Raw genomic sequence first — 26,546 nt, 5'->3', positions numbered from 1 at the left:
GATGGCAATGCAATTTCTTCTGCTCAAGGTCATTAATGGTGATTTTCAGTCTGGTTTTACGGTGGCGTTGGATGTGGAACGGATAGATGGTTCCTCGGTCACCACGGTGCAAAGGGATTTCTACGGCACTTTACCCCCCATAACTTCCCCCTTAGCGGAGCTGTACCAAGATTGGGCTTTGGAAATCACCAGTCCTCGCCCTGGGCAAGCCCATCGCCGTCGGGGCATTAGGATCATTAGCACCCAAGCCGTTGCCACCAGTTACCAGTATCAAGGCCAGGGAACGGAAAGAAAGCTCCTCCGCCAAGCCATGGTGCAATGGTTGAGTTCTTCCCTACCCGCTTGGCAAAATTTAGAAAAGGAAATACTGCGCTGTCTTTCCCAGTCCGATGGGGAAACTTTGTTGATTTTGCAGATAGGTCAATCTCTGTATCAAACCAGCCCAGAAACAGCGGCGATTTTAGCTAAATTACCCTGGCAGGAATGGCCCCTACTGCAATCAGCCTCACCAAAAATCCATTGTGCGGTTAATACCTGTCAATACTCGTTCACTCCTGCCCCAACTTCCGTTACCCATCCCACTAATTTCACCGCCAAGCTCCACCGTTACCTATGCCCTGAACTGCGAATTTTGCATCTGATTGGCAACAGTGATGGCATTGACCTCGAACCCGATCGCCAGATATTGGCTAATTTGACTAAAAATAGGGGCTTGAGGGTGCAAGTTACCGAACTATTACAGCCAGACTATGGCCAACTTAGTCGTACTCTGCGCCGATCGCCAGGTTTTGATCTGTTTGTTTACTCTGGCCACAGTGAAGCCTCCTATGGCCAAGAACTAGCAGCGATGTTATTTGCAGGACGACAGGGGGTAACTATCCCCGATCTGCAACTTTCCTTCCAACAGGCGATCGCCTCGGGTCCAGGATTTGATCCACCGTCAAATAGTTATCGGGGGCGGGGCTAAAAAGTTATGCAAAATCAGTAAAATATTTTTTCTCTCCCATTGAATGAGCCCTAGATAAGTGAAATATTAATGTCCAAAGCTTTGATAGGGTAAGGATTTCAGCCCAGTAAATTAATAGTGAAATATTAATGTCCAAAGCTTTGATAGGGTAAGGATTTCAGCCCAGTAAATTAATTTTGTTGAGGTACATTGAATAACTTTTCCCCCATGGGCCGATAACTCTACAGTTCTGCCAAAGACGAGGAATATCACAATGAGTGCAATTCAACCTGTTATTCAAGTTTTATCGCAATTAACGGTCTATCAAACGCCACCTATTTTTAGCCCTAGTCAAGGAATTCTTTCTTCACAAATTCATTTCCCTACCCTTAACGAGGACTGAACTTGACTGAAAAAAGTGGACAAATCCAAAGAGTCGAAAATCAAGGAGAATGTCCAAATGAGCCAAAAACGAAGACGAACATTTACAGATGAACAGAAATCGGAGACAGTAAAAATTGTCGAAGATTCAGGAAAGCCTATAAGCCAAATAGCAAGGGAAATAGGTTTGACGAAAAGTGCCCTAAAAAAATAGATAAAACGAACAAAAATTGACACTCAAGGAGGAGGTCAAGGACAATTAACATCTTCTATTTTGGGAGGGATTCTGCTGGCCCCTGAGCTGATCAAGACAATTTATTGATGTTGAACTGGTTGATCGGTTTGTCGCTAATCAAAACAGTTAAGGGTTGACCCATAGTAGAGTTTTTGGCGATCGCCATGACCAATGACCCCACAAAAAACTAAGTTTTAGCGGGGTGGACTTTGCTTTCCATTAGTAACCAGCAAAGATGTTGGCGCTCATCAACTTAGTGAATTCTGGCGACTGTATGGAATCAAATCGATAGTTTCCCGAATTGATTTATATTCATCCGTTCCTTCAAAGCTAATCGGTTCATTATTTGTGAGAGCTTTTAGCCCGTAGAAGAGATTCATGATGCTACACATCATCATTGCCCCCCCGCGCAAAGTAAATAAGGATCTACCAATCCGACGAAAGATTGCTTGCAGGCTAAAGGCTGATCTCCACAAATCTCGGTGGGCTTTTAAAAGCTCTGCAGGGGTCATTTTACTGGGCACGAATGTGACATTATAGCCATTGTAAAACTCCCACCCCAAATCCGAACGCAACCGATCCGTATCCATCATCTTTGAGTATGAACGCGTGCCTTTAAAAGGAGTAAGAATGCTCAAAAATGGCACATCAACACCAATTTCCTCCAGTTGGTTGGCCATATCCCGGATGCTTTCTGGGGTATCTCCATCCAAACCGGAAATAAAACCAGCCATCACGCCAATGCCACGGTCATGCAATTTTTTGATTTTGCCTTGATATTCTGCGACTTTGTTTTGGCGTTTTCCCGCATCCTCCAAGGATTCCTGGCCAAATGACTCAATCCCGAAAAAAATTCCGATGCAACCAGAGTCTCGCATTAAATCTAACAGCTCGTCATCCTTGGTAATATCCATACTTGCTTGGGTCAACCACCACTTTCGCAGGGGTATCATCTGGCGCAGAAGTTCTTTGATATAGGGTCTATTTGCCGTCAAATTATCATCCCAAAACCAGACAGTTTTTCGTTGCCACCACCATTTGAATTTGTTGTATCGGATGTCGTTCAGCACCGCCTCGACAGGGCGAGTACGAAAGCCGGGATTGAGAACGGGTACAGTGCAGAATGAGCAGGTAAATGGACATCCTCTAGTGGCTTGAACAACCCGTCGAATGAAGTACTGCGGAGGTAACAGGTCGTACCGGGGAGTGGGGATATTTGTGAGGGGAATTGCTTCACCAATATATCGCTGCTGAAGAGTGTTCTGTTCGATATCTTGGAAAATTTGCTCCCAGACCGACTCCCCTTCGCCGATGACAATACTATCCACAAATCTCAGAGCTTCCTCTGGGGCAAAAGTTACATGAGGACCACCCGCGATTGTTATCTTGCCCCGTTTTCGATATTCCGTTGCTAAGCGATATGCTTCCGGGGCAAAACCACTGAAGAAGGAGAGGACAATTACATCAGCTTCGCTGTCTAGATTTACGGTTTCAACCTGTTGGTGAATAACTCGAACAGTATGTTTTGCCGGGGTCAGGGCAGCAAGATGGATACCAGTCAGCGGCGGGACAAAATGAACCTCATGTCCCTTTCGATATCGCTGAATGTAGACAATAATGATATCGATTTTCATGGCTCGTTTCACAAACTCGTTTGGCTTGTGCTCCATGGTAGATGGTATTTCAAGGTTTGTATCCTAACTCTGTTCTTTGTCTACTACATTTAATTTGTTATGTGGCATTAACTCGACCGTTCTTGCAATGTCGTCAAGAATATTAACTTTTCCCTGCCGGATTAACCTGTAACTAATCTTAACAAAACTGTAACTCCATCCGGGTAAGTCTGTTGTTAGGCACTCCTAGTTTTCTAGCTAATGAGATTATGGCGATCGCCGGAGTAATTCTCGGAGCTAGTTAAAAAAAAGCAAGTATTTGAAAAAAATTGTTAAGCTATTTGCCAGAATGGTAGGGGATAACAAATTAGATGGCACAATTAATAAACTAATTAGTTTTGGCAATTGAAACCGGGCAAAAGCGAAGATCCCTATCCTTACTTTGCCTAGCAATAACCCTGGGGCAATTCTGATTTTTATTCATGATACTGGGTCATGGCTTCCCACGTTTAATTTAAAAACTTAACGTAACAATTAATTACCCCCATGTTTAATTCCATTCGTCGGCTATTTGATCAATTCTGGAATAAATCCAGAACAGTTAAGAATGAACCTCTCAACAAGGTTAGCTTAATCGTAATCATTCTTATTGATATTTTTATCCTTATCAATGTTTTTAATGGAATAGAAGATATTGGCCAATGGTATCTTGCCCCTAATTTAGCTTATCCTTGCCATGCTTCTTGGCAAAATTATCAAAGCCAAACCATTTCTGACAAAAACCTTCAAATTATTCGCGAAGCTATTGCCACTGACCCTATTGATCAATACAGTTTAGAGAAGAGTTTCAGAGAATCAGAAAGAGGCCATCTTGGTCAAGTTAGCCAAGTTTGTTTAACCTACGCCCAATATCACGATAAAATTCAAACCACTGACAATCAAAATTTTATTATCAAAATTAACCAGACCGTAGCTCAAATTAATGAGCTTGAAGAATCTAATAATACCATTCGTTCCCAATATGACTCGACACTATTAGAAAAAATTGCTGGTCAAGGCAAAGAAAATTCAATTAATCAAACTCCCCCAGAAAAAGCCAAGCAACAATTAAATCAAAATATTGCTAAAATCGCTAGCCTTGAACAAGAAATTGCTAGCTTAGAACAGCAAATTTTGGCAAAGCCAGAAAGCATTAATTTCCTTAAATTTATTAATCAAAAAGATATCTGGGAGGAATTAAATCAGAGTTATATCAATGCAGTATTTTGGTATCCCACTATTCGTTTTTTTTTCCAGGCTCTCTTTTTAACCCCCCTAATTTTAACTGCTCTTTGGGTTCATAGCGTTGCAGTGAAAAAAGGCTATGGATTAGTAGCTTTGATTAGTTGGCACCTGCTAGTTATTTTTCTTATACCGCTAATTTTAAAGGTCTTTGAATTTCTACAATTTGGTCTTATTTTTGACCTCATTTTAAATTTTGTTCAAGCTGTCTTTGGTGGATTAATTTTTGCTATTAGTTACCTATATATTCTACTTATTCCTTTAGTGGGATTTGGAGTTATCAAATTTTTCCAAAGGGTTGTTTTTAATTCTAAAAGTCAAGCAGCTAAACGATTTCAAAAATCCAGTTGTGTAAAGTGTGCAAAGCGAATTCGTCCCCAGGATTCCTATTGTCCCCACTGTGGTTATTATCAATATGTTGAATGCGTGAGCTGTCATGCCCTTACTTATCAACATTTGCCCCATTGTAAAGAATGTGGTGCAACTCAAGAGCCGAATGAATAATTCTCAGGTCTAGTTTATGAAAAATGACTATGATAGAAGCAATGGCATCTCAAGATTAGCAAAAATTTACATAGCAATGAAGAGACGAAAGCTCTGTAAATCAATAATCAGTTCGTCAGGACTTACGCAAGATAGATGAGGTTAAGGTGGTAGGATGACAAAATAGTACTAACCACAAGGTTTGAATATTAACCGATCGCCACCGTTGTCCCCATTTTTGACCCGCCCCAGAATTTATGTCAGACCATGCCCTCGGCTCCGTTACCCAAGGTTCCCTCAGTAAAGGCTTGGAAGTGCGTCTCCATGCGGATGTTTCCGTGGAAGAAATGCGGGTGGGGAAATTTTTAGTTATTCAGGGTAGGCGATCGCGCTTTTTTTGTTTGCTCACCGATGTTTCTTTAGGAACGGCAAATCCAAGGATTTTGGCTAATCCCCCTAACATTAACGATGATTTTTTAATTGATGTATTGGCCGGCAGTGGCACCTACGGCACGTTAGAATTAGCACCCATGTTAATGTTAACGGAGTCAGAAAAGGACTCGAGTTATGGGGAAAGTTCAGTTGAACAGATGAACGGTCAAGGCGATCGCCAGAGTAATGGCAATGGTTTGGCTTCCTATCAAGCTAATAGTAATGCAGACGTGGAATTACTGCCGGTGAAAACTATTCCGGCCCATTTCAGCCAGGTTTTTGAAGCCAGTGAAAGGGATTTTCGTTTGGTATTTGGTTGGGAAGATGATCCGTTTCGACGCAATTTTGCCATTGGGGAACCGTTGGATATGGCGGTGCCAGTGTGTTTAGATTTAGACCGTTTTGTGGAACGGAGCAATGGAGTTTTTGGCAAATCGGGTACAGGGAAATCTTTTTTAACCAGATTATTAATTTCTGGCATTATCCACAAACAGGCGGCGGTCAATTTGATGTTTGACATGCACTCGGAGTATGGTTGGGAGGCGATGAGGGAAGGCAAAACCGTTTCCACTGTTAAGGGTCTGCGGCAATTGTTTCCGGGGGAAGTGGAAATTTTTACCCTCGATGCGGAGTCCACCAAGCGACGGGGAGTGAGGGGAGCCCAGGAACTCTATTTAAGTTTTGATCAAATTGAAATTGAAGATATTCGTTTAGTTGGTTTTGAGTTAGGTTTGTCAGAGGCGGCGTTGGACAATGCCAATATTTTATTTTCTGAGTTTGGCTCTAGTTGGATTTCCCGTTTACTGGTGATGAGCAATGAAGAAATTAAGGTTTTTTGTGAAGAAAAACAAGGGCACCCCGGCTCCATCATGTCTTTGCAACGCAAGTTAAAACGACTAGAAAATTTAAAATATCTCAAACAAGTCAGCACCCATAATTACATCGACCAACTGTTGCAATGTTTAGAAGCAGGCAAACATGTGGTAATTGAATTTGGCTCCCAGTCTAATTTGCTTTCCTATATGCTGGCCACCAATATGATCACCAGGCGTATCCATAGCATTTACGTTAAAAAAGCAGAAAAATTTCTCCAAACTAAACACGTTGGCGATCGCCCCAGGCAATTGGTAATTACCATTGAAGAAGCCCACCGCTTTTTGGATTCTGCCATTGTCCACCAGACTATTTTTGGCACCATTGCCAGGGAAATGCGGAAATACTTTGTTACTTTGTTGGTGGTGGACCAGCGGCCATCGGGCATTGACAATGAAGTTATGTCCCAAATTGGCACCCGTATTACCTGTCTACTCAACGACGAAAAGGACATTGAAGCCATTTTTACCGGGGTGGCGGGGGGGCAAAATTTACGCTCTGTGCTGGCCAAACTAGATTCCAAACAACAGGCTTTAGTGTTAGGCCATGCAGTACCCATGCCGGTGGTGGTGCGGACCCGGCCCTACGACCAGCAGTTTTACAGTGAAATTGGTTGCCAAGATTGGCCAAACAAGACCGATGCTGAAGTATTGGCCGAAGCGGCGATCGCCAGGGAGGATTTGGGCTTTTAGAGATTCACCAGGGGGAAGCGATCAAAGCTTATACTTAAGGTTTGAAGGTAATTATCACCATTTTCATTGCCCCCACCGTTTTTCCGTTTGTCCACCCCAGCTTGTTCTTGAACGCCCAACGGCATGGTTTTTTGGAAACGCTTTTTTAATCCCGATTCAACTAGTTCACCATCCCTGGGCCCAACGGGGGCAGAAGAATTTCCCACCGATAACGGCGATAAAGCCCGGATATTTTTCACCACTGAGCGGGACATTGACCTTTACGAGCTGGAGGAATTATGTGATGCGGTGGGCTGGGCCCGGCGGCCAATTCGCAAAGTCAAAAAGGCCGTAGAGTGTAGTTTTTTGGTGGTTACCATGTGGGAAATGCAGGGCAATCGGCGTCGATTGGTGGGGTTTGCCAGGGCTACTTCCGACCATGCTTTCAATGCCACCGTGTGGGACGTGGTGATCCATCCTAGTCTTCAGAGCAAGGGCTTGGGTAAGGCCCTGATGCAATACATCATCCGTAAATTACGCCATTACGACATTAGCAATATCACCCTGTTCGCCGATCCCCAGGTGGTGGATTTTTACCGGCGTTTGGGCTTTGTGCTCGACCCAGAAGGCATTAAGGGCATGTTTTGGTACCCGGACTAACTACTTTGATAGTTGTTTCAACATAGTTATTTCAATTGGGATGGAATCTGCGTAACCAAAAGTTTATTTGTTCACAACTCCCCCAAATCGGTAAAAGCTTGCTGGGCATTGTTTTGTAGATAATCCACCAAAATCGAGCGAATATCCCGGCCATAGTTAATCACCTTCAACCCAGGGGTATTTGTCGTCAGGTAATCCAAGCCCACCTCCTGACCGCTTAACAAATATTCCATTAACGCCACCCGGTAAGTTTTGCTTGGCTCAATACTGTTGGGAGCCATGCCCCCTAGCTGGAGATAACCACCGGTACCACTATTTTTTTCTCCCTGGGCCAGAACTTTTTGTAACAAATCCCCTTGTATCTCCACTGTCACTACCCGACCCCCAAAAGGTAGGAGGCGAATAATATCGTATTGAGTGATGGCTCCGGCACTGAGGAGATCATCAAGGCGCACCATGCCACCGTTAAACATCACCATGGCCACATCGGGGTTTTCCTGCTCCATGGCCCTGGTAATTAACCGGGTGAGATTGGTGGAGCCACTGCGTACATGGGCATCGAGGGCATCTAAGGCGATGGGAGAGTTGACCACAACGGCCATTGGTTCAAATCCCTGTTGACGAAACGCATTAAAGCCAATTTCCTGCCATTGCTGAACCACTTTTTCGGTGGCCGGATCACTGGCGATCGCCGCAGTGATGGGTTGCAGTTGGGAATTAATTTGTAAACATTGCCGGTTCGTGTCGTAGGTTAATTGGTGAATGTAAACCGTGCGGGCATTGGCATCGGCCTTAAAAATTGGCGTTTTGGCCTGGGGACAACTTGCAGAACTGTCGGGCTTGATAATTAAATGGTTGCGCTGGATATTTTCGTGTTCATGGCCCCCCAAAATCAGATCTAATTCGGGAATAGCTTGGGCCAAGGCCAAATCCTGGGCCAGGGACAGGTGGGTCAGGGCCACCCAAACATCCACTTCCCCTTGGGGATTGTCTATGTAGCGGCGGGCCGTGGCGATGGGATCGCTGTAGGTGACATAGTCCACCGCATTGCTGTCAATGGTCAGGGCCAAAATGCCCACTTTTAATTCTCCCCCTTCCGTTCCAGGAATAGTTAAAATTTCGTAGGGTTTGATGCCCTCAAACTGATTGCCGGTACCATCAGCAATATTGGCCGATAACCACTGAAAATCTGACTCCGTAATCCGTTGCTGAAATTGTTGGGCATTAACATCGAATTCATGGTTTCCCACCGCTGCATAGTCTAACCCCATGGCATTCAACACCGCCACCATTTGTTTCCCCGCCAGGCGATCGCCATTGTAAAGGGCTGTGCCCAAGGCAGAAGGACTGAGGAAATCCCCTGCTAACACGGTGTAGGTGTGGGGATCAGCTTGTTCTAGCTGTTGGCGTAAATTAGCCACCCGGGCCAAACCGCCCCAACGGCCGTTATCAATGGGGGCAATTTCATACACATCGTTAAGCTGGAGCAGGGTAAAGGGAATAGTTTCTGCTCGGCAGACCGTTGCCATAGCGCCCCAAATCAGTACGCTCCACAGTCCCCGAGATAGCCAAGCCCCTTGATTTTTAACCATGATTGTGAAAAGAATCTTATCAACACATTCCTAACCCTTCCATTGTGCGGTAGAAAGTCTTCGATAGCGTTGTTTATGTGGTGGGACGAAAATAAAATTAACCTTAACTCCTTTACTCCATTAATAACATCCCTGAAATTCTTGGTAATATACCAATTAGTTGATAGTAGCAAGTTAAAGGGAATTAATGATTCGAGGTTTTTATGATCAATAAGAACGTGTTTGGAAAGTTTTATTCCGCCCTCTAAATCTCTTCATTAAAGCTCCGGAAATACTGGGGACTTTCACTTAGCTTCCCCCCAAATTTTGGGGGAAGGGGGGCTGCTAAAACAGGCTCTAAAGCCTATTATGGAAACCGTAACTAAGCAATAAAATCACTTCCCCTACATTTTTCTCTAAAAACCAAGTCTTTATTCATCTACTTCCGATGTTAAAATCGCTTCATTTAAAGCCTTCCTAGCAATTTTAGTGACGTAGATAGTCACCGCAACCGTGGCGATAAAGCCAACAATTCGGATTGTCCATTGTAAAGTCGGATTAGCTTGGTTAGTTGCCGTTCCAAGGGTGGCCAAACTACCAGCTAAAGAGCCAATGTAAACATACATAATAGTACCGGGAATCATACCCAGGGAACCAATCACATAATCCTTTAAGGAAACATTGGTGATGCCATAGGCATAATTCAATAAATTAAAAGGAAAAACCGGAGAAAGTCTGGTTAAAATAACAATTTTTAAGCCTTCTTTCCCCACGGCTTCATCAATGGCTTTAAATTTCTGATTGCCGGCAATTTTCTTGGCAACCCAGCCCCGGGCCAGATATCGTCCCACCAAAAAAGCGGCCGTGGCCCCAAGTGTAGCCCCAATGAAAACATAGATTGAACCGAGTATTACCCCGAACACTACCCCAGCGCCTAGGGTCAAAATGGAACCCGGCAAAAATACTACCGTGGCCACTGTGTAAAGCAACATAAAGGCGATCGCCGCCCAAGTTCCCAAGCCATCAATCCATTGCAGAGCATTTAGTAGATAATCGGCCATTTGCAGTGTAAATGTATGAGGAAAGCAGGAATAATATCAGTCAAAATCAAATTAATGCCCCTCCGCAACTAGAGCCGGAACCAGCGGTACAACCATAACAATAATCGGCGGTTTTAACCTGCTGAATTAAGTCTAAATTGTCAGCTCTTAGTAGATCAGCAACGGTTAACTTATGGCTGGATTTATCTTCCGCAGGAATATTTTCCATTTGATTAAAATCACAATCATAAACGTTACCTAAATAGTCAATGGAAAGTTCATTACGACACATTAGATTATTAACCGTATCTGGATTAAAATTGCTTTCTAGGAAAGTCAAATATTTTTGGTGCAGTTGATGCTTGTCAAGATGAAATTTACTCCGGCCAATGGGTAAGTTTGTGATAGTTAGCAAGTGATTAAAATTGATATCAAAATGTTCTTTGAGGAACTTTTTGTAATCCTGTTCAAGGGGTTCCTGGGCAGGGGGGAGGGAAAATTTATCTGAGGTTAGTAAAGGAGGGTTATAAACTAAATCTAGAACTAGATTAGCATCCTTCCCATAGCCGAGATTATTCAACCATTGAAGAGCTTTAATTGATTTTTCATAAACCCCGTTGCCACGCATTTTATCCACATTATCTTCAAGGTAACAGGGCAATGACGCCACAACTCTCAACTGATGCTGGGCACAATATGCGGGAATGTCTCCAAATCCCATTTCAAAGTAAATGGTTAAATTAGAGCGGACAATGACTTCTTTTCTCATCTTCCTAGATGCTTCCACCAGGGGCTTAAAGCCGTAGAGCATTTCCGGTGCTCCCCCGGTGAGATCTACCACTTTAATTTGGGGAAATTTTTGAATAATGGCAATTAGTTGTTCACAAACCTCCGGTGATATTTCTTCAGTGCGTTTGGGACTAGCTTCCACATGGCAATGGCTACAGGCTAGATTACAGCGTTTACCCAAATTGATTTGCAGGGTAGAAATAGTTTGTTTACCAAGGGGACTACCCAACTTTTTTGCAAAGGGCGTAATTTTTAATTTTTGCTGACTACGTTCTAATTGTTGAACCATTTTGTTTAAAAATTAACTGCAGGAATAATTTGATATCCGGTCAAAACTAAAATCAACAACAGCCGCCACCGTCATAGTACCAAGTTGAATCAGTGATGAGTATTTTGTTTGGATAGGTAGAACCTAAGTTCAACGCTGTTTTATCGCATACCGCACTAGGAACTCCCTGCTGAAGAATATGGCCAGCTTGGTCATCGAATAGGGGGTCTGAACCAGCATAAATAGCGGTTTTGCCAGTAAAAACACAGGCTCCATCACTAGGAATAGGCACTTTGAAAGAAACGGAATCTAAACTTTCTAATAATAAATTTTCATCCAGTTTATAGGTGACAGAATCGAGCAAACGATAGGGACGGCGGGCGCGAATTTCTATTTGCCCAAAACCAGTATCAATTAAATGTTGAATGTATTCTGCATAGGTTAATGCTCCGGATAAACACATGGCCCGTAACCGTTCGTCCTGACGCAAATGTTGGGGAATAGGCCGGGCAGCAATGGGATCACTCATGATTAACCGACCATGGGGTTTTAGAACCCGATAAGCTTCCTTCAAAGCTCGGGATAAATCTTCCGGCTCAAAAATATTAAATAGGCAATTTTGTGCCACCACATCTACCGAGTTGTCCGGCACCGGCAAAGTAAAAGCATCCCCTGCACGAATATCGACAAAATCGACACTAAACCAATCATTTTTTTCGGCGGCTAACTGCAAATTTCGCTGGGCGGCCTGGCGCATGGCTTCCACGGGATCCACTGCGATCACGGCCCCTGGCTGACGGCAAAAATAGGCAAATTGCAATGCCTCCAGACCACCACCAACACCGACATAAAGCACCTTAGACTTATTACCCAACTCGTTGGGATGGACGGTGCTACCACAGCCATAATTCATTTCCTGCATGACAGCGGGAATCACTAACCCCGGCAGTTGGAGAGGGCTACTCTGAACACAACAGAGTCCCACTTCTGGGGTCTGGGCAACTTCAGCGTAAAAGTCGGCGGTGGTTTGCAGATAGGTCATAGTGAAGTTAATGTTTAGAAATTTAATAATTCAATAATTGAGCTGGAATTGGTAAATTACCCTTTTTATTCTAGATTGAATAGATTTTAATAAAAAATTTTCCTAACCATTCTTTAAAATGGATAGTAGAAAATAAAGTTGCCCCCAGATTATAGCGTTGTGGAGAAATGTGAGTCAACAAGAAAAACAATAATAGTTCCAATTATTACATCAATAACTGTATAAATTTTGACTAATTATCCACCAAATCAAAAATATTTTTTCTGACTTTATTTACTCTAAATTTATCCCTTAGAGCCTGTTTGGAAAGTTGAATTCTGGCTGTTTAATCCCTCCTAACTCCCCTGCCCAAGGGAGGAACTGTCAGAAAAGTCTCCCTTGTTAAGTGGGGATTTAGGGAGATAAATACCTAGCCTTGCACTTTTCAAACACTTTCCTACAGTGTTTTTGAATGATAGTCAAATCCTGCCACAAATGAATAAATACTTAAGTGGAAACCTCTTTGGGGGCGACGATGACCCGATTTCTGCCTGCTTGTTTGGCATCATACAAAGCTTTATCCGCTATTTGTATAATTTCTTGTCCCGTTTCGCCGTGATCGGGATAACAAGCAACCCCAAAAGAGGCGGTGACACTATTCACAATTTTTCCACTGTATTCTATTTTCATTTCGGCGATCGCCTGGCGTAAAAATTCCGCTTTTTGGGAAGCCTCTTCCAGAGTAGCATCAGGCAAAATTATAGTTATCTCTTCACCTCCATAACGACAGGCCACATCGGAAGTCCGGATATTATTTTTCAGCAGAGTACCAATGGAAGCCAAGATACGATCGCCAGCGTCATGACCAAGGGAATCGTTAAAGCGCTTAAAGTGATCGACGTCAATCATCAAAACACCGACTGAATAGTGATGACGTTTGGCCCTGGCCAGTTCCTGGCTTAAGCGTTGTTCCAGATAACGACGGTTGAAAAGTTTGGTCAGTGGGTCCCGCAGACTTTGTTCTTCCAGTTGTTCCCGTAACTTCAAATTGGCGATCGCCAGGGCAAGCTGTTCCGCCACTGTTTTTGCCAATTGTTGCCGTATGTCGGGCAAAATTTCCCCTTTGAAAGTGCAAAGAAACAGCAAGCCAAGAGTTTCCCCCTGGGCAATGAGGGGAATACACAAACTTGCCAGTGGTAAGTGTTGGTCATTGACATGATTGCAAAACAAAGCATGTTGTCCCTGCTTCACCCCATGGGACCGTCCCCGTCGCAAAGCCCAACAATCTAGGGGGGTAAACACATCATCGGAGCAAAACGGATTGCCCCAAAAAGTGACCCGTTCTAGACAATTATTCTGGGCAGACAGAATAAAAATTCCCCCGCAGCAATCGGGAAATAGGGGTTGAGCCAGGGCCGCAATCACTCCGCAGGCATCTTTGACCGTAAAACAAGACTGGAGATAGTCAGTAATACCCGAAAGAATTAACATCTCAGCATTACGCTGTTTCAATTCACCGAGGCGCTCCTCTAGGACTTGATTGACTTTTTGTAGTTCCTCCTCAAATTGTTTACGGCGGGTAATGTCCACATCTACACCGATAACACGGAGGGGCACATTGTTCTGATCTCGAATCACAGTAGCTTGACTTGCCGCCCAGCGCAGGGTTCCATCGGGTTTGATAAACCGGAACTCCAAATCATAGGGTTCATCATTATGGATACTTTGTTCCAGAGCTTTCAAGACAATGCCTCGATCATCGGGATGCATCATTTGTGCAACTTTTTCTAGGTCGCCATCAAAGCTTCCCGGCTTAAGTCCCATCATTTGCTCCAGGCTTTCTGACCACACAATGCCATTAGTTAGAAGATCCAAATCCCAATAGCCCATATTGGCCGCATTAAACGCTAACTTCAAACGATCTTCATTTTCCTGGAGGGATTTGGTCCGCTCTAAAACACGCTGCTCCAACTGAGCATTGAGTTCCGCCAGCTTTGCTTCCGTTAATCGGCACTGATCTAAGGTTTTCTGCTGTTCGGTCATATCCACCACTATGCAGACCGTATATTCAAGCTCCACATCTATGCTGGCAACACCGACCAACACAGGAATGCGACTACCATCCTTGCGGTAATATTCCTTTTGCCAAGGCTCTGGGGTTTCATGATTCCGCAAACGGGCAATAATTTCTTGATCCTTTTGATCATATTCGGGGGGGGTTAACCTATCCCAGTGCACCAGCCCGAGGTCCAATTCTTCTTTAGTGAAACCAATCATTTGTAGGAAACGGTCGTTGGCATCGAAAATTTCCCCTTGATTGGAAGCAAAAAACATCCCGACAATATTCGACTCAAACAAATTCCTAAAGCGGGCTTCGCTTTCCCTTAAGGCTATTTCGGCCATCTTGCGATCACTGATGTCCATGGCCACCCCTTGCAATCCATTGACTTGGCCCCGGTCATCGATAATCGCTTCAATCCTGGCCCAAATCCACCCCATAGAAGCATCGGCCCGAGTTATTGCATACTCTATGGTTTGGGTTTTTCCGGTGGCAATAACCTTATCAGCAATACTCTGGTGCAGTTCTCTAAATTCGGGCTGAATGGTCTGGACTAACCAGTCATAACTAGGGGAAAATTGATGGGGCTCTAGACCAAATAGTTGGTAAGTTTCTGCTGACCAGGTGATCTCACCGGAAGCAATGTCAAACCGCCAGAAGCCTAATTTAGCAATGCGTTGAATATCTGCTAAATCCGCCCTCAACCTCTCCATTTCCTGGAGTAATTGAGCTTTGGTTTTGTGGCGATCGCTCATGGTTTTGCCGGGCGAAGCCCCTTTAACTGATTTGAATCAACTGATGTAGCCATTACTTCCCATAATTTTCTCTGCGGGATGTCAAAGACTTGCCCTGGCAATCATCCAAAATTTAAAGGTTTTTAACCCTTGCCCAAAATGAACCATCCACTCTTAATATTGACTGCATTTTAACCCCTCCTTACCCTTGGAATTGAACCAGCGGGAAAGAAGGGGCTGTATTTATGGTTTAGCCTTAGTCGGCAAAATAAACACCATTTCCTAGCCTAGGGCTTTTTCCACCTCTGCAATGCGTAGAACAGTTTTCAGCACAGAATCAGGGTTTAAGCTAATGGAATCAATGCCCAATTCCACTAAAAATTCAGCAAACTCAGGATAATCCGAGGGGGCTTGGCCACAGATACCGATTTTGCGACCGTTAGCTTTCGCCGTTTCAATGGCCATTTTGACCATCCGTTTGACCCCTAGATTGCGTTCATCAAACAGATGGGCAACGAGGGAAGAATCCCGGTCTAAACCTAAAGTTAATTGGGTTAAATCATTGGAGCCAATGGAGAAGCCGTCAAATACCTCGCTAAATTCATCGGCCAGAATGACGTTACTGGGCAATTCACACATAACGTAGATTTCCAAGCCGTTTTTCCCTTGTTTCAAGCCATGTTTAGCCATTTCCGCAATAACTTTGCGACCTTCATCGGGGGTACGACAGAAGGGAATCATGGGAATGACGTTGGTTAAACCCATTTCGTCCCGCACTCGTTTCAGAGCTTGGCATTCCAAAGCGTAGGCTTCTCGGTAATTGGGATCGTAGTAACGGGAAGCGCCCCGCCAACCGATCATGGGGTTTTCTTCCTTCGGCTCAAACTGACGACCACCCAGGAGGTTAGCGTATTCATTGGATTTAAAATCCGACATCCGCACCACCACAGGTTTGGGATAGAACGCCGCCGCAATCATGGCAATACCATGGGCCAATTTGTCCACAAAGAACCGGGGGCGATCGCCAGCATAGAGTTTGGTTAGTTCGGCAATTTCTGCCTTGGCCAAGGGATCTTCCAACTCATCAAATTTCATCAGGGCGAGGGGGTGAGCCTTAATGTGGTTAGCAATGATAAATTCCAACCGGGCTAGACCCACGCCATCGGCGGGATAACTAGCAAATCCAAAGGCCTGTTCTGGGTTACCCACATTCATCAAAATTTGAGTCTTGGTGCGGGGCAAATTGGACAGTTCCGTTTCGTGAACTTCATAGTTCAAAATGCCGCTGTAAACCGAACCTTCATCCCCTTCGGAGCAACAGATGGTGACATCTTCCCCGGTTTTGATTGTGTCGGTGGCATCTCCACAACCCACAATCGCCGGAATACCCATTTCCCGGGCAATAATTGCGGCGTGGCAGGTTTTCCCCCCCTGGTTAGTGACGATCGCCGAAGCCTGTTTCATAATCGGTTCCCAATCCGGGTCAGTGCGGTTGGTGATTAACACCTCGCCGGGACGAAACTGATTGATTTGGGACACATTGCGAATTACCTGGGCTTTACCCTGGCCGATCGCCGCCCCCACACTGCGGCCCGTGGCTAACACTTGGCTGTGATCTTTTAACTCATAGGTTTTAATCACATTGGCGGATTTTTGCGACTGCACCGTTTCTGGGCGGGCTTGGACAATGAACAATTCCCCCGTTTGCCCATCCTTAGCCCATTCAATATCCATGGGGGTATAAACTCCCCGCACCCCAGAATAATGGTCTTCAATGATGCAGGCCCAGCGGGCTAATTGGAGAATTTCTTCATCATTAATGCAATATTTTTCCCGTTCCGGCTCCGCTACTTCCACATTTTTGGTCAGTTTGGAACCGCCCACGTCATAGACCATTTTGATAGCTTTACTACCCAAACGTTTTTCCAGAATTGGTTTAAAACCCTCTTTCAAAGTAGGTTTAAACACAAAATATTCATCGGGGTTAACCGCCCCTTGCACCACATTTTCCCCTAGGCCATAGGCGGCAGTAATCAGAGCGGCATTTTTGAAACCCGTTTCCGTATCAATGGAAAACATCACCCCGGAGGTGGCCAGATCAGAACGCACCATCTTTTGTACGCCCACCGATAGGGCCACCGCAAAATGGTCAAAACCATTGTGATGGCGATAGGAAATAGCCCGGTCAGTGAATAACGAAGCAAAGCATTTATGGCAAGATTCCAACACACAGGAAAGGCTGTGGACATTAAGGTAGGTTTCCTGTTGTCCTGCAAAACTAGCCTCTGGCAAATCCTCCGCTGTAGCACTGGAGCGCACCGCCACGTCCACCCCGGTACGACCCATTTTTTGGCCATAGCGTTCACACATGGCACCATAGGCTTCGGCGATCGCCGTTTGTAAATTTTGGGGGAAGGGGGTGTCTAAGATTAATTGCCGAGCTAAATGACCCCGCTCCTGGAGATTGGCCATGTCATTCACATCGAGATCTGTAAAGAGATCTCGCAGTTTTTGTTCCAGACCCGCCTCTTGGATAAAATAGCGGTAAGCATAGGCAGTGGTGGCAAAACCAGAAGGTACATTCACCCCTTTGTTGGTCAACTGCTGAATCATTTCCCCCAGGGAAGAATTTTTACCCCCTACCAAACCAACATCATGGGTGCCCACCTCTTCAAACCAGAGGATTAAAGCCGTTTCTTTATGGGCTACAGAGGTTTTTTCGACGACTGAACTTACCATATCTATTTACCCCTAATCGATACCTTCAGTTTATCGAGGTTGATATAGTAAACTTTATTTTGTTGGTAATTATTTATAAATTGATAGGTTTCTTAAATCTAGTGTTAATTAATTATTAAAAAATTGTCCTAGGGTGGAAATTCGCGCTATCATACCCATATGTGCCTTGTTACTCGGCAATTATTAATATCCCTATTTTCTTATGAAGGTAATAGGCAAGTCTTTGAAGTGTCATGGAGATTCTGAATTAGTTTGCCCCCCATAACCAAGCCACATTGAGTTCCAAGTCCGGCAACAGGCGATCGCCATTGAGTGTTTGGGGTTTGTTTAATATTTCTATCGGGGAATCAGGGCGATATATTTCCACTTGTTGATCAATCGGATTAATTAACCAGCCTAACTCCGTTCCACAGCTTAAATATTCACGCATTTTTGCTTGAGTTGCAGCTAGGGCATCACTGGGGGAAAGTAGTTCCAACACAAAATCTGGACAGAGCGGGGGAAACTTTTCCCTTTCTGCGGGAGTTAATGCTTCCCATGTCGACCTTTTTACCCACGCCACATCGGGGGAGCGCAAAGCACCGTTAGGCAAACGAAAGCAAGTAGAAGAATCAAAGACTACACCCAATTGAGTCCGACGATTCCAAAGATTAAAATCCGTGTTTAATTCTGAGTTGCGACGGCCTGTTTCTCCACCCGTGGGGGGCATAATAATTAGGTCTCCGTTGGAGCTACGTTCAAATTTTAAATCAGGATTTTGTTGACAGAGAGCGACAAATTGCTGATCTGTTAGCGAAATAATTGGCCTTAGCTTGAGGATGGTGGAATACATGGCATAGGAGAAAAAAGAGTTTGGAATTGGCTGATTAGTTGATCAAGCACAAAGGGGTCTGCATTCGCATGGTGAATTTTAAAACAAAGGGGAATTAATAATTTGCCATCCTGCCAGTAGCGTTGCCCGAAGTAAAACCAGGGTTGTCCTTGGATTTTTTCTCTGCGATAGTGTACACTCAAAGTCGTAAATTTTAAGTTGGGTAAATTACCAAAAATACAAGCTAAACAGAAGGTGTTATATTCAGCTCTCTCGTAGTTTCCTGCCCGAATTTGGGCTAATTTCTCACTGTAAAGTTGAGCAAAATCCCCATAGCTAAGTTGGGAGACATTCTCCAATAGCATTTCGGAAAAACGTTCTTTGCCCCCGATCGCCACGCTGACCATGGCCGGCGGATTATCCAACACATACCATTGTTGATTGTAATAGCGGAGCCGAAATTCCCAATGGTTTTGCAAACATTGCATCCAATGCCAGAGCAAAAAAGCAAAAAAACTGCCTGGGCTGTCCTTTTGTTGTTGGTAAACTCCATAGGCATTGGTCACATCCAATTGCAACGTCAAATCAATGTAGGGAATTTGCAATAGGCGATCGTCGGTAAAAAAATCCAAAGACCAATCTAGATAACCTGCCCTTTCCTCCGGAGTTAAAAGGCGGGGTTGATAGCGGACGGGAATTTCCATGCGCCTAGGGGATCTCAATATTCAATGGTGGATTTAATTCCTGAGCAAAGTTGGGGGCAACCTAATGCAACTGAAATATAAATGTGACCAAATCCCCTTTGCCCAAAGCAAGGCGATCGCCGGGACGCAGTAAATGACGGTTGCCTGGGAGGAGGGCCGTGTGGTTAACGTAGGTGCCATTGGCACTGCCCACATCTTCCAAGAAATACTCATTGCCTTCCAGACGGATATCGGCATGGACCCTAGACACCACATCGGAATTGGCAAAACCCGATACATCGATGTCTGGTGGTACCTTATCGTTGGGTTTTCCTAGGTGGATTACCGTTAGGCCGGCAGGAATTTCCAACGTGGTTTGGGTCTGCACATGGACAAGGGAAGCTCCCTGGGATTGGAGTTGGGTGCCCACGGGAAATGGGGCCGGTGTGGAGGAAACTTCGGGAATGGCCGGAATGGGTTCAGCACTTTCTGGAGCTACGGCGATCGGGATGGGGACCTCTTCTTCCTCCGGAGCACTTACTACTAATTGTTGGGGATCAATGGTCTGTCCACAGTTGCCGCAAAAAGTAGCATCACTTTGCACGGAGCTGCCACAGTGGGGACAAGGCATCAGAGTGGGCAGGGGGGTAAAGCAGGCCTCACACTGGATGGCCCCTTCTGGATTGGTGTGATTACAGGTGGGACAGACAGCCATAAATAATGTAGGGATTAATGTTAAATACCACAGCGGAGTATGGCAGGATTCTCTTCAATCGTAGCGAAAAATTTGTCTTTCCTAACCCTCCCGGCCCCAGGGCAAAAAATCTCCACCCCAGCTCGAATTGACCCCCTGGGAGGAGGACGGTCGGGGAAAGTGAAGTGCTAAGGTAAAGGGCGATCCTACGGCAAAATTCTAAATTTTTTTGATGAGTGACGACACACCCCATCCTGAGTGGCAATTAGTCCCCCAGGGAAACTTTGTCCGATTATCCCTAACTCTCCCGACGGTAACGACGGCTCCCGACTCCCCTAGCCTGGTGTTTTCCCATCAACAACTGGAACAAAGCTTGGGTAATTATCTGCGTATTATGGCGGGGCGATGGCAAGACCAGACCCTAGTGCGGTTAGCGGTGAATAATCAACTGTTGGATGCTAGACAACTCCAGGCGATCGCCGCTGGCCTGAAGGAACAGAACCTGACCTTGCAGTGGGTGGAAACCAACCGTCGTCAAACCGCTGTGGCCGCCGCCAGTGCCGGCCTTTCCGTGGATCAAACCATGGCCGACAAGCCCCTGGTGGATCCTTCCGAGACCCCTTCTCTCCCCAAACCGTTAGTGGTACGCCATACCCTCCGTTCTGGGGGGGAAATTCGCCATGGAGGAGATGTAGTCATCATTGGCGATGTCAATCCGGGCAGTAGCATTGTGGCCGACGGTGACATCCTTATTTGGGGATGTTTGCGGGGTATGGCCCATGCCGGTGCCAAAGGCAATGACCAGGCTGTTATTATGATTCTGCGGTTGGCCGCCTGTCAGATCCGCATTGGCGATCGCCTAGCTAGGGTAGGGGCCGATGCCGTTGATCGCCGTGAGCCCGAAATCGCTTATATTACTTCAGAAGGTATCCGTCTGACCCCGGTGCGTCAGTTTCAGCGTTCTGCTCTGCTATAAAATCCTTACCCCTTACTCACTAACTGCCCGCTAACAGTTTCGAGTCCAAGTTATTACCGCACGTTATCAGCCAACTATGAATCGGATTATTGTTGTCACTTCGGGCAAAGGTGGAGTCGGAAAAACCACCACCACCGCCAATTTAGGAGCGGCCCTAGCTCGATTGGGAAAAAAGGTTGTCCTGATTGATGCGGACTTTGGCCTGCGAAATCTGGATTTATTGCTGGGTTTGGAACAACGTATTGTTTACACCGCTATCGACGTTTTAGCTGATGAATGTACCATCGACAAAGCCCTAGTAAAAGATAAGCGTCTGCCCAATTTAGTCCTGCTCCCTGCCGCCCAAAACCGGTCAAAGGATGCCATCAATGCTGAACAAATGCAGTCTTTGGTGGAACAACTCAAAGATAAGTTTGACTACATTATCATCGACTGTCCCGCTGGTATTGAAGCTGGTTTTCGCAATGCCGTGGCTCCGGCCCAGGAAGCAATCATTGTCACCACTCCAGAGATGTCGGCGGTGCGGGATGCAGACCGGGTAATTGGTCTTTTGGAAGCGGAAGACATCGGCAAAATTAGCTTGATTGTTAACCGCCTGCGACCAGAGATGGTACAACTCAATCAAATGATTAGTGTGGAGGACATTTTAGACCTTTTAGCGGTGCCGCTCATTGGCATTTTGCCAGACGATCAAAAAATTATTATTTCCACCAACAAAGGGGAACCTTTAGTGATGGAAGAAAAGCTTTCTGTACCGGGGTTAGCGTTCCAAAACATTGCCCGTCGCCTAGAAGGTCAAGACATTCCTTTTCTGGATTTCATGGCGGCCCACAATACCCTACTCAACCGTATCCGCCGTCGTCTCTTGGGGGGTTAATCCCATGGATTTGCCCTTTTTCCGTTATGACCTAACAGCCAGTGAGCGAAAACCAGCATGATTTTGGAATTGATTGAAAGGCTCTTTAGCCGGAGTGGCAAAAATAGCGGCGAAGATGCCCGTCGGAGGCTCAAACTGGTCATCGCCAATGATCGATCAGGGCTAAGCCCGGAAATGATGGAGGAAATGCGACGGGAAATCGTGGAGGTGGTAAGTCGCTATGTGGAAATTGACCCCGGAGAGATGGAGTTTTCCTTGGAAAGTGACCAACGGATGACAGCTTTAATTGCCAATTTGCCGGTGCGTCGGGTACGTCGAACCAAAGCTAAATCAGAAGCACAAGAAAGTTAGGGGTTGGTCTTGACAAATACTGATGCCCTAACAAAGTTAACCAATTTACCCATTGTCACCCAGGTTATTATCCTCGGTACGGCCCATTGTTTACTGGGACTCACCGCCACGGCGATCGCCTATGGGAAGGGTCGTAATTTCCGTCGTTGGTTGGCGATCGGTTTAATCGGTGGCACTCCAGCTTTGGTGGCAGCCATTGTGCTCAAATCCCAGAAAAATTTGGGCAATTAGTGTTTTTTTGCTGGGAAATATGGACTGCACCAGTCTTTTGCTCTGCTAACTGTGATTGACGGTTGCACCAGTACCAACTTTATCTGGCTGTTTTCTGTATTTGAACGTTTGATTAAAAACTCCCTGCAATTCAATCTCGCCTATGTTCTGTCTATTGTTTTTTAGGGACTCAATCAATTCCAGATTTTCTTTGTAGTAGCCATCTATATCCAAAAGCCGCTCATAGTTTATATTTTCCATGGGAAATATATGCGAAGGATCACTTCAATGTCCCTTGCTCCCCATCTGCTACTTTTTCCAGCTAATTTCGTTTTTTACCGTCCTTAAACTGGCCATAATTTTCGTCAGGTTAAGCTGGGGTAAGATCAACCTGATCGCCTATCCCTATGCCATTGGTGTCCTGCCCCCATGATCCAAGCTATGCCCTCTGCTCCCACCGTTGACTTTAAAGATCCTGCTTACTATTTCAATCGAGAATTGAGTTGGTTAGCCTTTAATCAGCGGGTGCTCCATGAAGGTTTAGACGACCGTACCCCCTTGTTGGAACGGTTAAAGTTTTTGGCGATTTTTTGCTCCAACCTAGATGAATTTTTTATGGTCAGGGTGGCGGGGCTCAAGCAACAGGTAGAAGCGAATGTCACCAAGTTGACTGCGGATGGTCGTACTCCATCCCAACAGCTTAAAGAAATTAGCAAAAGTCTGCGGCCTTTGGTATATCAACAAAACCAGGTGTTTGAGTATGTGCTCAAGGAAAAATTAGCGGATGAGGGCATTTTCCTCAACGATTATGTAGATCTAAGCCAAGAAGAAAGACAGTATTTGCATCAATTCTATGATGACCATATTTTCCCGGTTTTAACTCCCCTGGCGGTGGACCCCAGCCATCCTTTTCCCTACATTTCCAACCTTAGTCTTAATTTGGGGGTGGTGGTGCGAGACCCGGATACGGATGAAGAATTATTTGCCAGGGTAAAAGTGCCCCCCACTCTGCCCCGCTTTGTGGCTTTGCCGGAGGACGTGTGTCAGCCAGACCCCAACAAACCATGGCTCTGGACCGGTGTGCCCCTGGAGCAGGTCATCGCCCACAATTTAGCTTCCCTTTTTCCCGGCATGATCATCCAGGAATGTCATTTATTTCGGGTGACCCGTAACGCAGACATTGCAGTGGAAGAAGACGAGGCTGATGATCTACTCCTGGCGATCGAAGAGGAATTGCGTAAACGTAGGGTGGGGAAATCCGCTGTGCGCTTGGAGATCAATGCTTCAACTCCGAAAAATATTCGCGATCGCCTGATGACGGATCTAGGGCTAGAAGAAATTGACGTTTATGACATTGACGGCCTGTTGGGGCTGAAGGATCTGTTCTTTTTCCTTTCTTTACCTGCTCCCCACCTCAAGGACGAACCCTGGGCTTCGGTTATTCCTCCCCGCCTGAAGCATGTCTATGAATTTGTCGATGGGGACGAAGACGGCCGGGTCCAGCAGGAGGGGATAGATATTTTTACTCTGATTCGCCAGGGAGATATTTTAGTTCACCATCCCTACCAATCCTTCACCGCTTCGGTGCAACAATTTATTACCCAGGCGGCCTACGATCCCCATGTATTGACCATTAAAATGACCCTGTACCGCACTTCGGGGGATTCCCCCATTGTTAACGCTCTGATTGCGGCGGCGGAAAATGGCAAACAGGTGGCGGTGTTGGTGGAACTCAAGGCCCGTTTTGATGAAGAAAATAACATTAACTGGGCTAGAAAGCTAGAACAGTACGGCGTCCATGTGGTCTATGGACTGGTGGGGCTAAAAACCCACACTAAAACCGTCCTCGTGGTGCGCCAGGAAGGCCCTGATATCCGTCGTTACGTTCACATTGGTACTGGTAATTACAATCCCAAAACCGCTAAGCTCTACACCGATTTGGGGTTGATTACCTGTCGTCCGGAATTGGGCAATGACCTGACCAATTTATTTAACTTTCTCACCGGCTATTCCCGCCAAAAGGATTACCAAAAATTGCTGGTGGCTCCGGTTAATATGCGGGAAAGAATGGTGGCCATGATTGAGCGGGAAGCGGACCATTGTTTAAATGGGGGCACCGGCCGCATTGTGGCCAAGATGAATTCCCTGGTAGATACCCAGATCATTCGTGCCCTCTACGCAGCTTCCCAGGCGGGGGTGCAGATTGATCTGATTGTGCGGGGTATTTGTTGCCTCCGACCGGGGGTGGAAAATGTCAGTGAAAACATTCGGGTAATCAGTGTAATTGGTCGTCTGTTGGAGCACTCCCGCATTTTCTATTTCCACAATGGCGGTGAAGAGGAAATTTACATTGGCAGTGCCGATTGGATGAGTCGTAATCTAACCCGACGGGTGGAGGCGGTGGTGCCGGTGGAACAGCCGGATCTCAAACAGGAATTACAGTCCATCTTGGGCATTCTTTTGGCCGATAATCGTCAAGCTTGGGAGCTACAGCCCGATGGCACCTATGTGCAACGCCGTCCCGCTTCCCCGGAACAAAGCCAGAGTTCCCAGGCAATTTTCACTGCCCAGGCGATCGCCGAAACTACGGAAGACCCGGAACTACGTTCAGTTTGATTAATTACTCGGCTCCACTGGAGCAGTAGCAGGGCTTTCCTGCTTAGCCGGGGGTTGGGCGGGACTGCTAGCTGGAGGGGTAATACCTTTGTAGTGTTGGTAAGCAGTGCGAGAAATATCTTGAATTAGCAAACGGCCCGCCACATCGTTATGGGGTCTGGTGGCCAAGACGGCCCCCACATAGCGTTTGCCATTGGGCATATCCACTATGCCCGCATCCCCCAAGACGGTACCAATGTCGCCGGTTTTATGGGCAATTTGGGCATCCGGTTCCAACCCCTGGGGTAAAAGGGTGCGGGTTTTGGTCTGTTGCATGATCCCCAACAGGCGATCACGGGATTTAAGGGATAACAATTCCCCTCCCTGGAGTTTGACCAGCAATAAAGCTAGATCCTGGGGACTGGTGGTGTTGGTACCTTCTAAATCCGGCAGGTAATTATTAATTTTCGTTTGGGGCATCTGCCAAGCCTGGAAGCGTTGGTTGAGAAATTCCTTACCCCCCAGCCGTTTGATTAACATATTGGTGGCGGTGTTATCGCTGATCACAATCATTTTGGTCACCACCTCCAAGGCTGGATAGCTGGAGCGTTTGCCCACGTCATATTGCATAGTTCCCGCTTCCCCCACAATCACATCTTGCGTTAGGGGCAGTTCTTCGTGGAGTTGAATTTTGCCCTGGTCCACTGCTTCAAAAAAGGCGATCGCCACGGGAATTTTAATGGTGCTGGCGGCGGGGAGTTGGGTTTCTCCCTTGGCATTGGCGAACTGGCCGTTATCCACATCAATGAAATAGGAGTAGGAATTAATGGCCGGAGCTTTGGAAGTGCCCAGGGTAGTTAATTTTTGGGTTAGGGCCTGATCCTCTTGGGTAGGCTGAACCTGGTCAGAGACAGCACTGGGGGCAGTGGCCACGGTCGTTTCCTGACTTTCTGTCGCTTCTGGTGTGGCCGTTGCCGGTGTTCCCCGCAATTTATCGGTTTCAGTGGTGACCCAACCCGCAATGGAAGCTAACACCTTTTGGGGGTAAATAGCTGGCTGGTCCGGCTGGGTTTGATGGGGTTCTTTCGCAGTGGCCAAGGGGGCACCATTCTGGTCTCCCCGGATAAATTTAGTGGGACTGAAGGTGGTAATGGCCGTACCGGCGATCGCCCCGATGCCAATACCCACAATGCCAAGGCGAACAGAGGTCAACACACTCTTTTGCCACCAACTGAGGGGTTTACTGGGTTTGCGGGGCCGTAGGCCGACATTTTTACCCTTGGCTACGGATTTAACCCCGGTGGCGCTAACAACCTTCAGGGGGTTGACCTTGGTTTCCCCTGGCTTTTGGTTTGACTGCTCTTGGTTTATTTCTGTGGAAGCACCGGCCTGTTCCCCAACCTCAGCAATGGTGACGCCGGTGGGGGGGGTAGATGTACCGGAGATAACCCGGAGATTACGGCGTTGGGTGCGACGAGACTTAGGACGGCGGGGCATGGAAGTAATCATGGTGAGGCTGGAGGGGCATTAACCCAGAGGAGGATCGGTCGTTA

At 46.1% G+C, this 26,546-nt stretch carries 22 protein-coding genes; 10 read left to right on the top strand and 12 right to left on the bottom strand.

The window, feature by feature from the left end; all coding sequences use genetic code 11:
• Position 1: 1 nt before the first annotated feature.
• The gene (locus SYNPCCP_RS14110) at positions 2-967 is read left to right on the top strand and encodes a hypothetical protein (RefSeq protein WP_020862013.1); all 966 of its coding nucleotides are present in this window, start codon (positions 2-4) and stop codon (positions 965-967) included.
• Positions 968-1,406: 439 nt separating this feature from the next.
• Positions 1,407-1,541: a transposase gene (locus tag SYNPCCP_RS17895; RefSeq protein ID WP_048908438.1), complete on the top strand. Its 135-nt coding sequence runs from the start codon at positions 1,407-1,409 to the stop codon at positions 1,539-1,541.
• Positions 1,542-1,810: 269 nt separating this feature from the next.
• Here SYNPCCP_RS17895 and SYNPCCP_RS14105 read toward each other — a convergent pair whose 3' ends face one another.
• Positions 1,811-3,232: a radical SAM protein gene (locus SYNPCCP_RS14105; protein ID WP_010873904.1), complete on the bottom strand. Its 1,422-nt coding sequence runs from the start codon at positions 3,230-3,232 to the stop codon at positions 1,811-1,813.
• Between the two features lie 489 nt (positions 3,233-3,721).
• Here SYNPCCP_RS14105 and SYNPCCP_RS14100 point away from each other — a divergent pair, with 489 nt between their 5' ends.
• The 3 genes from SYNPCCP_RS14100 (at position 3,722) to SYNPCCP_RS14090 (ending at position 7,575) form a co-directional block, all read left to right on the top strand.
• The gene (locus SYNPCCP_RS14100) at positions 3,722-4,960 is read left to right on the top strand and encodes a hypothetical protein (protein ID WP_010873903.1); all 1,239 of its coding nucleotides are present in this window, start codon (positions 3,722-3,724) and stop codon (positions 4,958-4,960) included.
• A 236-nt stretch (positions 4,961-5,196) separates the two neighbouring features.
• Positions 5,197-6,936 carry an ATP-binding protein gene (locus tag SYNPCCP_RS14095; RefSeq protein WP_010873902.1) on the top strand — a complete coding sequence of 580 codons (1,740 nt, stop codon included), beginning with the start codon at positions 5,197-5,199 and terminating at the stop codon, positions 6,934-6,936.
• 123 nt (positions 6,937-7,059) lie between these two features.
• Complete coding sequence (locus SYNPCCP_RS14090; RefSeq protein ID WP_010873901.1) at positions 7,060-7,575, top strand: GNAT family N-acetyltransferase; 516 nt, start codon at positions 7,060-7,062, stop codon at positions 7,573-7,575.
• Positions 7,576-7,646: 71 nt separating this feature from the next.
• Here SYNPCCP_RS14090 and SYNPCCP_RS14085 read toward each other — a convergent pair whose 3' ends face one another.
• The 9 genes from SYNPCCP_RS14085 to SYNPCCP_RS14045 form a co-directional block, all read right to left on the bottom strand.
• On the bottom strand, positions 7,647-9,167 hold the full coding sequence (locus SYNPCCP_RS14085; RefSeq protein ID WP_010873900.1) for a bifunctional metallophosphatase/5'-nucleotidase: 1,521 nt from the start codon (positions 9,165-9,167) through the stop codon (positions 7,647-7,649).
• 410 nt (positions 9,168-9,577) lie between these two features.
• Entirely contained in the window at positions 9,578-10,207 is a 630-nt protein-coding gene (locus tag SYNPCCP_RS14080; RefSeq protein WP_010873899.1) for a TVP38/TMEM64 family protein, read from the bottom strand.
• A gap of 46 nt (positions 10,208-10,253) precedes the next feature.
• Complete coding sequence (gene arsS, locus SYNPCCP_RS14075) at positions 10,254-11,264, bottom strand: arsenosugar biosynthesis radical SAM (seleno)protein ArsS (RefSeq protein ID WP_010873898.1); 1,011 nt, start codon at positions 11,262-11,264, stop codon at positions 10,254-10,256.
• Positions 11,265-11,316: 52 nt separating this feature from the next.
• The gene (arsM, locus tag SYNPCCP_RS14070; RefSeq protein ID WP_010873897.1) at positions 11,317-12,285 is read right to left on the bottom strand and encodes an arsenosugar biosynthesis arsenite methyltransferase ArsM; all 969 of its coding nucleotides are present in this window, start codon (positions 12,283-12,285) and stop codon (positions 11,317-11,319) included.
• A 486-nt stretch (positions 12,286-12,771) separates the two neighbouring features.
• The gene (locus SYNPCCP_RS14065; RefSeq protein ID WP_010873896.1) at positions 12,772-15,078 is read right to left on the bottom strand and encodes a diguanylate cyclase; all 2,307 of its coding nucleotides are present in this window, start codon (positions 15,076-15,078) and stop codon (positions 12,772-12,774) included.
• 261 nt (positions 15,079-15,339) lie between these two features.
• Positions 15,340-17,796, bottom strand: a complete 2,457-nt coding sequence (gene ppsA, locus SYNPCCP_RS14060) for a pyruvate, water dikinase (RefSeq protein WP_010873895.1) — start codon at positions 17,794-17,796, stop codon at positions 15,340-15,342.
• Positions 17,797-18,043: 247 nt separating this feature from the next.
• Entirely contained in the window at positions 18,044-18,628 is a 585-nt protein-coding gene (locus tag SYNPCCP_RS14055) for a Uma2 family endonuclease (protein ID WP_010873894.1), read from the bottom strand.
• Entirely contained in the window at positions 18,604-19,311 is a 708-nt protein-coding gene (locus tag SYNPCCP_RS14050) for a CatA-like O-acetyltransferase (protein ID WP_010873893.1), read from the bottom strand. Before SYNPCCP_RS14050 ends, SYNPCCP_RS14055 begins: the two co-directional genes overlap by 25 nt.
• A 61-nt stretch (positions 19,312-19,372) precedes the next feature.
• Complete coding sequence (locus tag SYNPCCP_RS14045; RefSeq protein WP_010873892.1) at positions 19,373-20,005, bottom strand: FHA domain-containing protein; 633 nt, start codon at positions 20,003-20,005, stop codon at positions 19,373-19,375.
• Positions 20,006-20,216: 211 nt separating this feature from the next.
• On the opposite strand from SYNPCCP_RS14045, the gene minC reads away from it, so the two are divergent.
• From minC to SYNPCCP_RS14025, 4 genes are all read left to right on the top strand, one after another.
• Positions 20,217-20,960 (top strand): septum site-determining protein MinC, encoded by a 744-nt coding sequence (gene minC, locus SYNPCCP_RS14040; protein ID WP_010873891.1) that lies wholly within the window; start codon positions 20,217-20,219, stop codon positions 20,958-20,960.
• Between the two features lie 76 nt (positions 20,961-21,036).
• Positions 21,037-21,837, top strand: coding sequence for a septum site-determining protein MinD (gene minD, locus SYNPCCP_RS14035; RefSeq protein WP_010873890.1), 801 nt, complete (start codon positions 21,037-21,039; stop codon positions 21,835-21,837).
• A gap of 57 nt (positions 21,838-21,894) precedes the next feature.
• The gene (gene minE, locus SYNPCCP_RS14030; protein ID WP_010873889.1) at positions 21,895-22,188 is read left to right on the top strand and encodes a cell division topological specificity factor MinE; all 294 of its coding nucleotides are present in this window, start codon (positions 21,895-21,897) and stop codon (positions 22,186-22,188) included.
• A 9-nt stretch (positions 22,189-22,197) separates the two neighbouring features.
• A complete protein-coding gene (locus tag SYNPCCP_RS14025) occupies positions 22,198-22,419 on the top strand; it encodes a hypothetical protein (RefSeq protein WP_020862015.1) in 222 nt (73 codons plus the stop codon).
• 45 nt (positions 22,420-22,464) lie between these two features.
• Here the strand turns inward: SYNPCCP_RS14025 and SYNPCCP_RS14020 are convergent, their stop codons facing one another.
• On the bottom strand, positions 22,465-22,659 hold the full coding sequence (locus SYNPCCP_RS14020) for a hypothetical protein (RefSeq protein WP_020862016.1): 195 nt from the start codon (positions 22,657-22,659) through the stop codon (positions 22,465-22,467).
• 168 nt (positions 22,660-22,827) lie between these two features.
• On the opposite strand from SYNPCCP_RS14020, the gene ppk1 reads away from it, so the two are divergent.
• Positions 22,828-25,014 (top strand): polyphosphate kinase 1, encoded by a 2,187-nt coding sequence (gene ppk1 / locus SYNPCCP_RS14015; protein WP_010873888.1) that lies wholly within the window; start codon positions 22,828-22,830, stop codon positions 25,012-25,014.
• On the opposite strand, the gene SYNPCCP_RS14010 is transcribed toward ppk1, so the two are convergent.
• Positions 25,015-26,502, bottom strand: a complete 1,488-nt coding sequence (locus SYNPCCP_RS14010; RefSeq protein WP_010873887.1) for a class A beta-lactamase — start codon at positions 26,500-26,502, stop codon at positions 25,015-25,017.
• Between the last annotated feature and the right edge of the window lie 44 nt (positions 26,503-26,546).

This window comes from Synechocystis sp. PCC 6803 substr. PCC-P (assembly GCF_000284455.1).
Classification (GTDB): Bacteria; Cyanobacteriota; Cyanobacteriia; order Cyanobacteriales; family Microcystaceae; genus Synechocystis.
The sequence above is the reverse complement of the archived record's forward strand: the minus strand, read 5'-3'. Positions and strand labels throughout refer to the sequence as shown.